The sequence below is a fragment of the Curvibacter sp. APW13 genome (assembly GCF_032337135.1).
Lineage (GTDB): Bacteria > Pseudomonadota > Gammaproteobacteria > Burkholderiales > Burkholderiaceae_C > Allorhodoferax.
Genome location: NZ_JAVXZZ010000003.1, coordinates 363,632 through 376,134, shown reverse-complemented (window position 1 = coordinate 376,134; position 12,503 = coordinate 363,632). Strand labels below are relative to the sequence as shown.

11 protein-coding genes are annotated in these 12,503 nt (G+C 64.9%); 7 read left to right on the top strand and 4 right to left on the bottom strand.

Features of this window, described 5'->3' with window-relative positions:
• Window positions 1–37 precede the first annotated feature (37 nt).
• From RQP54_RS15095 to RQP54_RS15085, 3 genes are all read right to left on the bottom strand, one after another.
• Entirely contained in the window at window positions 38–925 is an 888-nt protein-coding gene (locus RQP54_RS15095; protein ID WP_315679206.1) for a UDP-2,3-diacylglucosamine diphosphatase, read from the bottom strand.
• Complete coding sequence (locus tag RQP54_RS15090; RefSeq protein WP_315679205.1) at window positions 922–1,722, bottom strand: GNAT family N-acetyltransferase; 801 nt, start codon at window positions 1,720–1,722, stop codon at window positions 922–924. The genes RQP54_RS15095 and RQP54_RS15090 overlap by 4 nt, the downstream gene beginning before the upstream one ends.
• A gap of 110 nt (window positions 1,723–1,832) precedes the next feature.
• Window positions 1,833–2,834 (bottom strand): M14 family zinc carboxypeptidase, encoded by a 1,002-nt coding sequence (locus tag RQP54_RS15085; protein ID WP_315679203.1) that lies wholly within the window; start codon window positions 2,832–2,834, stop codon window positions 1,833–1,835.
• Window positions 2,835–2,995: 161 nt separating this feature from the next.
• On the opposite strand from RQP54_RS15085, the gene RQP54_RS15080 reads away from it, so the two are divergent.
• The 7 genes from RQP54_RS15080 to RQP54_RS15050 are packed head-to-tail and all read left to right on the top strand — an operon-like array spanning window position 2,996 to window position 10,749.
• A complete protein-coding gene (locus RQP54_RS15080; RefSeq protein WP_315679202.1) occupies window positions 2,996–3,124 on the top strand; it encodes a hypothetical protein in 129 nt (42 codons plus the stop codon).
• Window positions 3,125–3,127: 3 nt separating this feature from the next.
• Window positions 3,128–3,271 (top strand): hypothetical protein, encoded by a 144-nt coding sequence (locus RQP54_RS15075; RefSeq protein WP_315679201.1) that lies wholly within the window; start codon window positions 3,128–3,130, stop codon window positions 3,269–3,271.
• Between the two features lie 58 nt (window positions 3,272–3,329).
• Window positions 3,330–3,923 carry a 2-oxoacid:acceptor oxidoreductase family protein gene (locus RQP54_RS15070; protein WP_315679200.1) on the top strand — a complete coding sequence of 198 codons (594 nt, stop codon included), beginning with the start codon at window positions 3,330–3,332 and terminating at the stop codon, window positions 3,921–3,923.
• Complete coding sequence (locus tag RQP54_RS15065) at window positions 3,916–5,169, top strand: transketolase C-terminal domain-containing protein (protein WP_315679199.1); 1,254 nt, start codon at window positions 3,916–3,918, stop codon at window positions 5,167–5,169. Before RQP54_RS15070 ends, RQP54_RS15065 begins: the two co-directional genes overlap by 8 nt.
• A gap of 3 nt (window positions 5,170–5,172) precedes the next feature.
• Window positions 5,173–6,192, top strand: coding sequence for a thiamine pyrophosphate-dependent enzyme (locus RQP54_RS15060; protein WP_315679198.1), 1,020 nt, complete (start codon window positions 5,173–5,175; stop codon window positions 6,190–6,192).
• A gap of 2 nt (window positions 6,193–6,194) precedes the next feature.
• Complete coding sequence (locus RQP54_RS15055) at window positions 6,195–7,823, top strand: NAD(P)-binding protein (protein ID WP_315679356.1); 1,629 nt, start codon at window positions 6,195–6,197, stop codon at window positions 7,821–7,823.
• Window positions 7,824–7,875: 52 nt separating this feature from the next.
• Entirely contained in the window at window positions 7,876–10,749 is a 2,874-nt protein-coding gene (locus RQP54_RS15050) for an ATP-binding protein (RefSeq protein ID WP_315679197.1), read from the top strand.
• On the opposite strand, the gene RQP54_RS15045 is transcribed toward RQP54_RS15050, so the two are convergent.
• Window positions 10,742–12,487: a sulfate permease gene (locus RQP54_RS15045; protein WP_315679196.1), complete on the bottom strand. Its 1,746-nt coding sequence runs from the start codon at window positions 12,485–12,487 to the stop codon at window positions 10,742–10,744. The genes RQP54_RS15050 and RQP54_RS15045 overlap by 8 nt on opposite strands.
• Between the last annotated feature and the right edge of the window lie 16 nt (window positions 12,488–12,503).

Below are 12,503 nucleotides of genomic sequence, written 5' to 3'. Positions count from 1 at the left end.
ACGATGACAGTTTTGTGACCGGCTTGTCAAATGCGCCTCAGCGCACTTCGGTCCGCTGGTTCAGCCTGGTTTCGGTGTGCGAACCCGCGGATTTCGCCTCGCCACTCCAGTCCACCAGCTCCAGTCGTCCATCCGGGTGTTCCACCAGGGCCGTCAGGCTTTCGACCCAGTCTCCGTCATTGCAGTACAGCACACCGCCGATGTCGCGCATCTGGGCACGGTGAATATGTCCGCACACCACCCCTTGCAAGCCGCGTCTGCGCGCCTCGTCGGCCACCGCCGCCTCGAAGTCCATGACGTAGTTCAGCGCCGTCTTCACGCGGTGCTTGAGATAGGCCGACAGCGACCAGTACGGTAGGCCCAGCCGGCGGCGCCAGACATTGAGGTGGCGGTTGATGCGCAGACTCAATTCGTAGAAGTAGTCCCCCAGGTAGGCCAACCACTTTGCACACTGCACGACGCCATCGAAATGGTCTCCATGCGTGACCCACAGGCGCCTGCCATCGGCCGTGGTGTGCACGGCGTCGAGCGCCACCGAGATGCCGCCAAACTGGTGCCCCGCGAACGCCCGCGCAAACTCATCGTGGTTGCCCGGAATGAAGACGACCTCGCAGCCCTTGCGCGCACGGCGCAGAAGCTTCTGCACCACGTCGTTGTGGGCCTGGGGCCAGTACCAACGCCGCCGCAGTTGCCATCCATCGACGATGTCGCCCACCAGGTACAGGTAGTCGCTGGGGTAATGCTTGAGAAAGTCCAGCAGTGCCTGCGCCTGGCACCCGGCCGTCCCGAGATGGATATCGGACACGAACACCGCACGCACGCGCCGCGATGTGTCTGCCGGGCTCTGCCTATCCCGCACGGACCGGGTGTCCAGCAGTGCCTGCGCGAAACCGCTACCCCACTCGTGCAGCGGCGCCCGCATCATGCCCCCAGGAAATGTTTGCGGTAGCGCGGGTGCAGATCGGCCATGCGCATCAGGATAGGCAGGTCTGCGGCGTTGAAATCCGGGTCCCAGGCAGGGGCGCCCAGCACCTTGGCGCCCAGTCGCAGGTAGCCCTTGATCAGTGCCGGAGGCTCCACATCGAGGTCGCCGCGCAAGCGCTCCACCGGCAGCGGCAGGCGCGGACGGACGTGGTATTCGATGGGCGCGAGATGCGTCTTCTGAACCTTGGCCCAGATGCTGGCCGCCATGTCGCCACTGACGACACCGTTGTGCAGCATGGGGATGCTGGCGCAGCCGATCATGGTGTCCAGGTCATTGCGCACCATGAACTCGCCCAAAGCGCCCCACAGGGCCATGATGACCCCGCCATGGCGGTGGTCGGGGTGAACGCAGCTGCGGCCCAGCTCCACCATGCGTTCACGCAGGGAGCGCAGGCGGGTCAGATCGAACTCCGTATCGCTGTACGTGCTGCCCACCCGCTTGGCCTGCGCGGGGGTCAGTACGCGGTAGGTACCGACCACCTGTCCGGTGGCTTGCTCCCGTACCAGCAAGTGCTCGCAGTACGGGTCGAACAGGTCCACGTCATGGCCGGGAATGGTGGTGTGCAGGCGCGCGCCCATTTCGCCTGCAAAGATGTCGTAGCGCAGCCTCTGGGCCTCCCGTACCTCGTCGAGGTGCTTGGCCCAGGACACCGAAATTCCTGCGCTCGCGGCAGATCCAATGGGGGATGAGGCTGGCTGCTGGGGGGCCGCGATGACGATCGGTGCGACGGCTTGCATTCTGTACTCCTGCATGGTTCGTTGGAATGCATCCAGTGTCCGAAGCCGCGATGACGAAATGAAGTCGCAACCATGAAGTTTTTGTGACACGCCCCCACACCCTCAGGGGTTCAGTACCACTGTGCCAGCGCCTCGTCATGCAGGGCGGCACGCGCCTGTGGCGAAGGTCTCCACAAGGCCTGCCCGGCTGCCGCGCGGCCCACGAAATCCAGCAGTGACTGGTGGCGCCGCAACACGCGCTGCTGCCGGTGGGCGATCAGCGGGTTGAAGATGCCGTGGCGCGAAAACAGCTGGCGCGGGTTCTTCTTAATCCAGAGCCAGGACCCCATCTCAAGGGTCAGGGGAAGGAACACCACCGCCCGCTCCAATGCCTGCAGGTACAGGTAGTCCCATACATCGCCATGGGTGAGGTACTGCAGGCTTTGGGGTTCGAAGATGTATTGGTGGTGGCTGTAGGTCTGGAAAAACACGTTGCGCAGTGCCACCATTTCCGCGAGGTGCGCCATGGGTTGCCGGGTGTGGGCAAAGGGAAACCAGATGCGGTCGCGCATGCCGAAGCCCGAGTGGCAATCCAGGGCCACGCTGAACGGGCGCGACAGCATTTCCCGCGCCACCCACTCGCACAAAACCTGGTTTTCCGCCTCCATCGGTGCCCCTGGCTCCCCTCGGTACCAGGGCAGGTAAGGGCTGCGAAGTTGACCGCCCAGCAGCCACGGCACATCTGCCACGGCTTGCACCGGCGCGTTGCGCATGAGGTCGACGCCGCGGGGATTGGCGCGTGTGCCCAATGCCATACCACCCGGGTTGACGATGGGCATGAACAGCAGGCGCACGTGCTCCAGTTGGCGATGCAAGGACGAGTCCCACTGCAAGCGCATCACGATGGTGTGCAGGAACGAAATCACGACTTCGGCACCGATGCGCTCCAGTCCATGCACACCGCCGAAGTAGCCCGCGGCGGGCGCTTCGGGGTCGGTGCTGCCGAGTGCTATGCCATACAGGGGATAGGTTTGCCCCGTACCGTCGTCCACGCGACGCAGGCATTGCACCTGCAGATGCTGCTGCCCCAACTCCAACACGCGCTCCAGCGCCTGCATCTCTGCCAGTTCCATACGTCCCCCACTCCTTTGGCGACCCGACTGTAGACAGCCCACACGGCCCTTGCGAGCCCTTTTCTGCGCATGTGGTGCACTGGCCGCATTGACACGGCGTTGTCACACAAGACGACTACGCTGGCCCCACAGACCGCAGCGTCTGCATGAAAGGACCGTACATGAACTGGTGGAGCTACACCGCGACCCGCCTCGCCACACTGACCCTGGCCATGGTCATGGGCAGTCTGGAGTTGTGGGCCCTGCAACGCGCCCGCTGGACCCGCCAGCGCAGCCTGCCGCGGGGGTAAGCCATGCTGTGGAAATGGTTCAGACTGCAGCATCTGCTCGACCAGCTGTTTGACGACGGCTGGATCTGCCTGGGGCTGGACACTGCCCCCGCCCCCGGCTGGGAGGACGACGCGCTGTTCCCCATCGCCTATCCCGCAGAAACTTGATCTGACGCAAGATCCCACTGCCACAGAGTTTCCAGAATGAACCCTTCACGGAGGGTTTATGCTGCAAATTCGAATCCATGGGCGCGGTGGCCAAGGGGTGGTAACCGCCGCCGAGATGCTGTCCATCGCGGCCTTTGAGCAGGGCCGCCACGCCCAGGCGTTTCCCAGCTTTGGCTCCGAGCGTACCGGCGCACCGGTCATCGCCTACTGCCGCATCGATGACCGGCCCATCCGCCTGCGCGAACCCATCGTGGCACCCGACGTGCTCATCGTGCAGGACCCCACGCTGCTGCACCAGGTGGACGTGTTCCAGGGTCTGAAACCCGATGGCTTTGTGCTCATCAACAGCAAGAAGACTTTCCATGAACTGGGCCTGGCTGACATCGAGGCGAAATACCGCCACGAGCGTCTCACCACCGTGCCCGCCACTGAAATCGCCCTGAAACACCTGGGCCGCCCGCTGCCCAATGCCGTGCTGCTGGGGGGATTTGCTGCGCTGTCGGGCCTGATTGCGCTGGAAGCCGTGTCCCATGCCATCCGCGACAAGTTCACGGGCAAGGTGGCCGATGGAAACATCGCCGCCGCCGCCGAAGCCTTTGCCTACATCCAACGCGAGCTGGAGGAGCTAAAAATGGGAGAGCAGCATGCTTAAGCAAACCGAAGGCTCCCATGCCGTGGCCGAGGCGGTGGCGCTGTGCCGCCCCGAAGTCATCTGTGCCTACCCCATCTCGCCGCAGACCCACATCGTCGAAGGCCTGGGCGAGCTGGTGAAGAACGGCAGCCTGCAGCCCTGCGAGTTCATCAACGTGGAGAGCGAATTCAGCGCCATGAGCGTGGCCATCGGCTCCAGCGCCGCGGGGGCCCGCACCTACACGGCCACGGCCAGCCAGGGGCTGCTGTTCATGGCCGAGGCCGTGTACAACGCTTCGGGGCTGGGCCTGCCCATCGTCATGACGGTGGCCAACCGCGCCATTGGCGCGCCCATCAACATCTGGAACGACCACTCGGACTCCATGAGCCAGCGCGACTGCGGCTGGATCCAACTGTTTGCCCAGAGCAACCAGGAAGCGGTCGACCTGCACATCCAGGCCTTCAAGCTGGCCGAAGAGTTGTCCATGCCCGTCATGGTGTGCATGGACGGCTTTATCCTGACCCACGCCTACGAGCGTATCGACATTCCCGAGCAGGCCGACGTGGATGCCTTTTTGCCCCCCTATGAGCCGCGCCAGGTGCTGGACCCGGCCGAGCCAGTGTCCATCGGTGCCATGGTGGGGCCGGAGGCCTTCATGGAAGTGCGCTACCTGGCGCACGCCAAGCAGCTGATGGCGCTGGACGCCATTCCCCGCATTGCCGCCGAGTTCAAGGAACGCTTTGGGCGCGACTCGGGTGGGCTGGTGCGCGGCTACCGCTGCGAGGATGCAGAGACCATCGTGGTGGCACTGGGCTCGGTGCTCGGAACGCTGCAAGACACCGTGGACGAGCTGCGTGACGCCGGGCACGCCGTGGGTGTGTTGGGCATGCACAGTTTCCGGCCCTTCCCCTTGTCCGCTGTGCGTGAGGCGCTACAAAAAGCGAAGCGGGTGGTGGTGCTGGAAAAGAGCTTTTCGGTCGGTCTGGGCGGCGTGGTGAGCACCGATGTGCGCATGGCGCTGTCGGGCCTGCAATTGCACGGCTACACCGTGGTGGCCGGGCTGGGCGGGCGCGCCATCACCAAGGCGTCCCTCACCACCATGCTGCACCAGGCCATGACCGACGCGCTGGAGCCGCTGACCTTCCTCGACCTGGACTGGGGCATGGTGAACCGCCAACTGCAGCGCGAAGCCCAGACCCGGCGCAGCGGCCCGATTGCCGAAAACCTGCTGCGCGACGTGGGCGCGGTGGCATCGAAAGTGAGCTGAGCCATGACAAACCAAGTCAAGTTCTACCAGACCGGCACCTTCACCGTCGGCAACCGACTGCTCAAACCCGAGCAACGCAGCGTACAAGCCTCCGCCGAGCGCAGCAATGCGCTCAACTCCGGCCACCGCGCATGCCAGGGCTGCGGCGAGGCACTGGGCGCGCGCTACGCGGTGGACGCTGCCATGCGCGCCACCCGAGGCCAGCTCATTGCCGCCAATGCCACGGGCTGCCTGGAGGTGTTTTCCACACCCTACCCCGAAACCTCGTGGCAGCTGCCCTGGATCCACTCGCTGTTTGGCAACGCCGCCGCCGTAGGGACAGGCATTGCCGCAGCTTTGCGAGTCAAAGCCCGCAAAGCAGGCCAGCCGCTGAGCACGGTACGCGTCATTGCCCAGGGCGGTGACGGCGGCACCACCGACATTGGCTTTGGCTGCCTGTCGGGCATGTTCGAGCGCAACGACGACGTGCTCTACATCTGCTACGACAACGAGGCCTACATGAATACCGGCGTGCAGCGCAGCTCGGCCACACCACCAGCCGCCCGCACCGCCACCACCATGGCCGTGGGCGAAGCGCCGGGTGCCGACTTCGGCAAGGGCAAGTTTTTGCCACTGATTGCCATGGCACACGAGATTCCCTATGTGGCAACCGCCACCGTGGCGGACTTGCGCGATCTGGAAGCCAAGGTAGAAAAGGCCATGGCCATCCGCGGTGCACGCTACCTGCATATCCTGGTTCCCTGCCCGCTGGGCTGGGGCGCTGCCAGCCACGACACCATCCGCCTGGCCCGCCTGGCGCACGAGTGCGGGCTGTTTCCGGTGTTCGAGGCCGAGCACGGCGAGGTGACCGCCTCCACACCCATTCGCCGCCAGGTTCCGGTGCAGGACTACCTGAAGCTGCAGAAGCGCTTCGCCCACCTGTTTGCCGGCGACGGCGATGCCGCCACCATTGCGCGCATCCAGCAGGACGCCGACAAGAACATTCGCCGCTTCAAGCTCCTGCCCCAAGGAGAGACCGCATGACCATGCAAAAACCCTTTGCCATCACGCTCGACCCCGGCTCGTCGCTGGCCAACAAGACCGGCACCTGGCGCACCCAGCGCCCGGTCTACACCAGCCACCTGCCGCCCTGCAATGCGCAATGCCCGGCCGGGGAGGACATCCAGGGCTGGCTGTTCCATGCCGAGAGCGGACACTACGAAGCGGCCTGGCGGCACCTGACCCGCGACAACCCATTCCCCGCCACCATGGGCCGCGTCTGCTACCACTCCTGCGAAGGGGCGTGCAACCGCGGCAAGCTCGATGCGGCGGTGGGCATCAATTCGGTGGAGCGCTTCCTGGGTGACGAAGCCCTGAAGCATGGCTGGAAGTTCACAATACCCGCGTCGGAGTCCGGAAAGAAGGTGCTCGTGGTGGGGGCGGGCCCCTCCGGCATGTCGGCCGCCTACCACCTGCGCCGCCTGGGCCACCACGTGACCGTCATGGAAGCGGGCCCATTGATGGGCGGCATGATGCGCTTTGGCATTCCCCAATACCGCCTGCCGCGCGATGTGCTGGACGCCGAGATGCAGCGCATCGTCGCCCTGGGCGTGGAAGTACGCCTGAACACCAAGGTCACGGACATCCGCCAGACCATGGCAGACGGCAGCTTTGACGCCGCGTTCCTGGCCGTGGGCGCGCATATTGCCAAGCGTGCCTTCATCCCCGCCAAGGACGGTGCCCGCCTGCTCGACGCCGTGAGCGTGCTGCGCTCCATGGAAGGCGAAGAAAAACCCATGCTGGGGCGGCGCGTGGTGGTGTACGGTGGGGGCAATACGGCCATCGACGTGGCCCGCACCGCCAGGCGCCTGGGTGCCACGGAAGCCATCATCGTCTACCGCCGCACGCGCGAGAAGATGCCGGCGCACGACTTTGAGGTGGAAGAAGCGCTGGAAGAAGGCGTCATGGTCAAGTGGCTCTCCACCATCAAGCAGGCCGACGCCGGTGCACTGACCATCGAGAAGATGACGCTCGACGAGAAGGGCAATGCCGTACCCACCGGCGAGTTCGAAACATTGGAAGCCGATTCGCTGGTACTGGCATTGGGGCAGGACGTGGACCTGGGGCTGCTTGACGGCGTGCCGGGGCTGGAGCGCCAGGACGGCGTGGTGCAGGTGGACCCGCGCACGCTCATGACGGGCTACCCCGGCCTCTTTGCAGGCGGCGACATGGTGCCATCCGAGCGCAATGTCACGGTGGCCGTAGGACACGGCAAGAAGGCAGCGCGTGCCATCGATGCCTGGCTGCGCGGCGAAGCGCTGGCGACTAAGGCCAAGGCGGCCCTTGCCAGCTTCGAGCGCATCAACCCCTGGTACTACAGCGACGCCCCACACACCGTGCGCCCGCAGCTCAACCTGGCCCGGCGCACCAGCAGCTTCGATGAAGTGCAAGGTGGCCTCTCGGCAGAGAACGCGCTGTTCGAAGCCCGCCGCTGCCTGAGTTGCGGCAACTGCTTCGAGTGCGACAACTGCTATGGCGTGTGCCCCGACAACGCGGTCACCAAGCTCGGCCCGGGCAAGGGCTTTGAATTCAAGTACGACTACTGCAAGGGCTGTGGCGTGTGCGTGGCCGAGTGCCCCTGCGGCGCCATAGACATGGTGCCGGAAGACGTCTGAGAACCCGCGCAGGGAGGGCTCCATCGGCCGCAAAAATGCGCCAGAATGGGGCATGGGACTCTTCGACGTCAAGACACTGAGCCTCGTGGCCTTGGTCACGAGCCTGCTGCTTCCCCTGGTTCTGACCACCAGTGCCCAGTTCACCAGCAGCCACACCCCTGCCACACGCACCCTGATCCATGGCGCACTGGCCTATGCCGTGGGGTTTCTGCTGCTCGCATTGCGCGGCAGCATTCCGGACTGGCTGTCCTTCTTCATCGGCAACGTCCTGATCGTCGGGGGATTTGCCGAACTGGCCATCGGCATGCAGATGTACCTTCGCGGTCAGGTGAATCGGCGCTGGATGGTCTTGCTCACCGCGGGCAATGCATTAGGCATGTTCTGGTTCGTGATCGTGACTCCCGATCCGAGCCAGCGCGTCTTCACCTCATCGCTGTTCCTGCTACCCATCTGCATCGTGCTCACGGTGGAATTCCTGGCGGCAGCCCGGCGGATCGGCGCATCGATCGAGCGTGGCGCCACCGCGGAAAAACGCCTGCTGTTAGCGCTGGGGGTCGTGTTCCTCTTGAGCGCCCTGTCATTTGCCTGGCGCGGACAGGTATTCTGGAACGTCCGCGGGGACATCAACCCCGCAACAGTGGGTGGGCGGACCTGGGGACTGTCGTTCATGATCGGCGTGCTCCTCAACATCATGCTGGCCACCTGCATGCCGCTGCTGATATCGCGCCGCAACCAGCGCGAGTTGGCACAGAGCCAGGCATTGCTGCAGGAAACCGAACGCTTGGCCGACGTCGGGTCATTTCTGTATCTGCCTGAGGCTGATCGGATCATTCCCAACGGCGTGATGGCCGATTGGCTGGACGTTTCCAGTCAATTCAGGATCCCACTGTCGACCTTTCTCGACCGCATCGCGCCGAGCCAGACCACCGAACTGGAGTCTCACATCCGGGCGATCGCCTTGGGGCGGGAGTCGCAGTGGAGTGGGGAATGCCAGATGACGGGCCCCAGGGCGGATGCCCGCTGGTTGTCGGTGCACTGCGGTCGCAGCATCGATGCATCCGGACAGACCTGCGTCATCGTCTCATCCAGAAACGTGACCGAATTCAAGCTGGCCACCGATGCTGCCATTGCGGCACGCAATGAAGCAGACCGTGCCAATGCCGCCAAGTCGGCCTTCCTGGCCAACATGTCCCACGAGATTCGGACCCCAATGAATGGCGTGCTGGGGTTGACACGCCTGTGCCTCGAAGGTGAGCTACCCGCCCGGGAACGGGACTTGGTCGAAAAATGCCATGCGTCAGCCTGGACCTTGCTCGGTGTGGTCAATGACATCCTGGACTTTTCCAAGATCGAAGCCGGCAAGCTGGCGCTGGAAGAGACCCCGTTCGAGTTGGCCCGCGTCGTCGACAGTGCGCGCAACCTGTTCGAGCAAATGGCGGGTGGCAAGGGATTGTGTTTCTCGATCGACGTTGGACCTGACCTTCCCCGTTTCCTGCTGGGGGATCCGCTGCGGTTGACGCAGATTCTCAACAACCTGCTGGGCAATGCAATCAAGTTCACCGATGCAGGTGAGATCCGGCTGGGCATTTCCCGGCAAGGCCTGGACAGCGATCGGGTTGTGCTGGCGTTCTCTGTACAGGACACGGGCATCGGCATGAGCCCGCAGCAGCTGCAGGGCTTGTTCCAAGCCTTTTCCCAGGCCGATGCATCAACCACACGCCGCTTCGGCGGTACCGGGTTGGGCTTGGCGATCAGCCGCAAGCTGGCCGAGTTGATGGGCGGTCAGCTGTCGGTACACAGCGTGGAGGGTGCAGGGTCCACGTTCACGGCCACCCTGCCATTTGCCCTTGCGTCCGAGTCCACCCACCAGCACCAGGCGGTACCCAGCAGGCCACTGCAGCGTCAGCTGGATGGCCTGCAGATCCTGCTGGTCGAAGACAACCCCACCAACGTACTGGTCGCCCGACTGTCCCTGGAGGCGCAGGGTGCCGAAGTGACCCATTGTGGCGACGGGCAGCAGGCAGTGGATTACCTGCGGGAACACAGCCATGCGACCGATGTGGTACTGATGGACATTCAGATGCCCGTGATGGACGGCTACACAGCCACCCACCACATACGCCACACACTGGGCCTTTCCGCGCTGCCCATCGTTGCCATGACCGCGAACGTGCTCGATGCCGACAAGGAAGCCACCCGCGCCGCAGGCATGAGCGCCCATGTAGGCAAACCCATCGACATGGAACAGCTGGTTCAGGTGGTGTTGCAGGTCACCGGCCGCATCCCACCGGGAGCCGCTTCGCAGCAGGGTGCCGCATCCCATCAGGCGCCGCGCCCTGCCGAACGCAGCGCGTCCCCAGAGGCGCCCCTGGTTGAATTGACACCGGCACTGGAGCGACTGGGCGGTGATGCCACGCTGCTGGAGTGTGCTGCCGGATCATTTGCACAGGACCTTCCCGGCATGCTTGCGGCGCTGAAAGGTGATGCCGCCAGCACCGTCGGCCCGCTGCATACGCTCAAGGGGCTGAGTGCCACACTGGGACTGACGCGGGCCTCGCATCTGGCGCGCGAGTTGGAAGTCGCTGCCAAGGCAGGAAGCGCGCCTGCGCGGGAGGCGGTGCAGGCGTTGGAAACGATACTGCAGGACTCGCTGCACGCCTTGCATGATGAGATGTCGATGCTCACACCCGCCGCATCGGGCACCCCAGACGCCCAGGAAACGGCGGTCGATGCACCGTCCGTCTTGCGACATCTGGCCGAGCTGGTGGCGCATTCCGATCTGGCTGTGCTGGAGCATCTGGCCCGGAACCGGGTGCTCCTGCAGAACCACCTGGGCTCCGAGCTTGCACCGCTGGAAGACGCCCTGCAGGCCTTGGACCTGGAGCGTGCGGCCGCCATCTGCAGCCGCCTTCTGCAGGCTAAATAACCTCCCAGCCCTCGAATTCATTGCGCGATACGCTACGTTTTTCATAGCGACCCAGATCTTTGGGAAAGCGCAACTGTTCAAAGGCGGTGTTCACCGACAGGAATACCTCGCCCGACAGCTCCTGCCACAAGGGCACGCACTCGAGCCGGTCCTGCACTGGCCCCTTGACCTCGGCCAGGTGCAGACGCGCGCCCTTGGACTGCAAATCGCGGTTCCAGTCGGCCAGCACCTCCATGGCAGTGGTGTCGACGCGATTGACAGCGCTCATGAGCAGGACCACATCGCGCACACTTCCCTGTCGTGCGAGCTCCTGGTACAGCCGCGCCTGGACCGCGTGCAGGTTGCCGAAGAACAGGCTCTCATCGACCCGCAGGAACAGCACGCCCGCGATGGTCTCCACCCCATGGCGCTCGACGTTGCGGAAATGCTCGGTGCCAGCCACGCGCCCGACCACGGCAATGTGGGGCGTGCTGGCCCGCAGAAGCAAAGTGGCCAGGGACAGCCCTATGCCCAAGGCAATACCCAGTTCCAGCCCCAGCCCCCACACCCCCAGTGCTGTCCCCAGGTAGGCTGCGGCATCGGCGCGGTCGTACAGCCAGGCCTGTCGCAGGGATTGCAGGTCCACCATGCCCAGGGCCGCCACCACGATGCTTGCCGCCAGCGCTGCAATCGGCATGCGCTCCATCCAGGACGTACCCAGCAACAGCAGCAGGACCATGCAGAGCGCCGTCACCACACTGGCCAGAGGTGTCTGCGCGCCAGCCGCGGTGTTGATGGCAGTGCGGGAAGTCCCTCCCCCTACGGGCATGCCGCCGCTGCAGGCAGCGACCATGTTGGCCGCCCCCAAGCCCAGCAACTCCTGGTTGACGTCCAGCGCCTCCCGGCGCTTGACCGCCAAGGCCTGTGCCATCGTGATGCCCTGCACGGCACCAATGAAGGCCAGCGTCAAGGCCGGCCCAGCCAGCTGCCGCACCTGGTCCCACTGCGGCCACACGGGCGCCCACAGCGCCCCCCCCAGGTCGACGGCACCCACGACGGCCACCCCCTGGACGTGGTCCGCATCGGTTCCGACCACCCAGGCGGTGGCGGCTGCCAACACCACCAGGGGGGCCATGCGTGCCAGCCGCGCAGCGGCGGCGGGCGCTTGCCCCAAGCGCACCAAACCGGTCACCAGCCACTGCCGTGCCACCACCAGGGCCGCCATGGCCGTAGCACCGATGACCAGCGTGGCCCCATGCACGGCGCCCACCCACTGGGAAGGCGTCTCGGCCGTCTGCGCCGACAGGCCCAGCAGATGGCGCAGCTGGCTCAGCACGATCAGCACGGCAGAACCCGAGATGAACCCCGCCACCACCGGCCGGCTCAGCAATTGCGCCAGGAACCCCAGGCGCAGCAGGCCGAAGGTGGCCATCAGCAAGCCCGACATCAGTGCCAGCAAGGCCGCCAGCACCGTGTAGGCGCTTGTGCCGGGTACGGCCATGGGCGCCAGCACCGCAGAGGTCATGATGGCAGTGATGGCGACCGGGCCGACTGCCTGGGTCTGGCTGCTGCCAAGCCATGCGTAGGCCAGCACCGGTGCGATGCTGGCGATCAGGCCGGCCTGGGCCGGCAGCCCGGCCAGCAAGGCGTACGCCAGGCTCTGCGGAATGACCAGAATGGCCACCGTCACCCCAGCCAGCACATCATTTCCCAGATGCTGCTGCGGATAATGGCGAATCCAGGAGGGAATTAATTGCATGGCCCGACTGTAAAAC

What these genes read in the sequence shown, in the direction of transcription:
- RQP54_RS15055 (WP_315679356.1), top strand. Translation starts at nt 6,195, where the DNA reads ATGCAAAAACCCTTTGCCATCACGCTCGACCCCGGCTCGTCGCTGGCC.
- RQP54_RS15090 (WP_315679205.1), bottom strand. Translation starts at nt 1,722, where the DNA reads ATGCAAGCCGTCGCACCGATCGTCATCGCGGCCCCCCAGCAGCCAGCC.
- RQP54_RS15075 (WP_315679201.1), top strand. Translation starts at nt 3,128, where the DNA reads ATGCTGTGGAAATGGTTCAGACTGCAGCATCTGCTCGACCAGCTGTTT.
- RQP54_RS15095 (WP_315679206.1), bottom strand. Translation starts at nt 925, where the DNA reads ATGATGCGGGCGCCGCTGCACGAGTGGGGTAGCGGTTTCGCGCAGGCA.
- RQP54_RS15060 (WP_315679198.1), top strand. Translation starts at nt 5,173, where the DNA reads ATGACAAACCAAGTCAAGTTCTACCAGACCGGCACCTTCACCGTCGGC.
- RQP54_RS15085 (WP_315679203.1), bottom strand. Translation starts at nt 2,834, where the DNA reads ATGGAACTGGCAGAGATGCAGGCGCTGGAGCGCGTGTTGGAGTTGGGG.
- RQP54_RS15045 (WP_315679196.1), bottom strand. Translation starts at nt 12,487, where the DNA reads ATGCAATTAATTCCCTCCTGGATTCGCCATTATCCGCAGCAGCATCTG.
- RQP54_RS15080 (WP_315679202.1), top strand. Translation starts at nt 2,996, where the DNA reads ATGAACTGGTGGAGCTACACCGCGACCCGCCTCGCCACACTGACCCTG.
- RQP54_RS15070 (WP_315679200.1), top strand. Translation starts at nt 3,330, where the DNA reads ATGCTGCAAATTCGAATCCATGGGCGCGGTGGCCAAGGGGTGGTAACC.
- RQP54_RS15050 (WP_315679197.1), top strand. Translation starts at nt 7,876, where the DNA reads ATGGGACTCTTCGACGTCAAGACACTGAGCCTCGTGGCCTTGGTCACG.
- RQP54_RS15065 (WP_315679199.1), top strand. Translation starts at nt 3,916, where the DNA reads ATGCTTAAGCAAACCGAAGGCTCCCATGCCGTGGCCGAGGCGGTGGCG.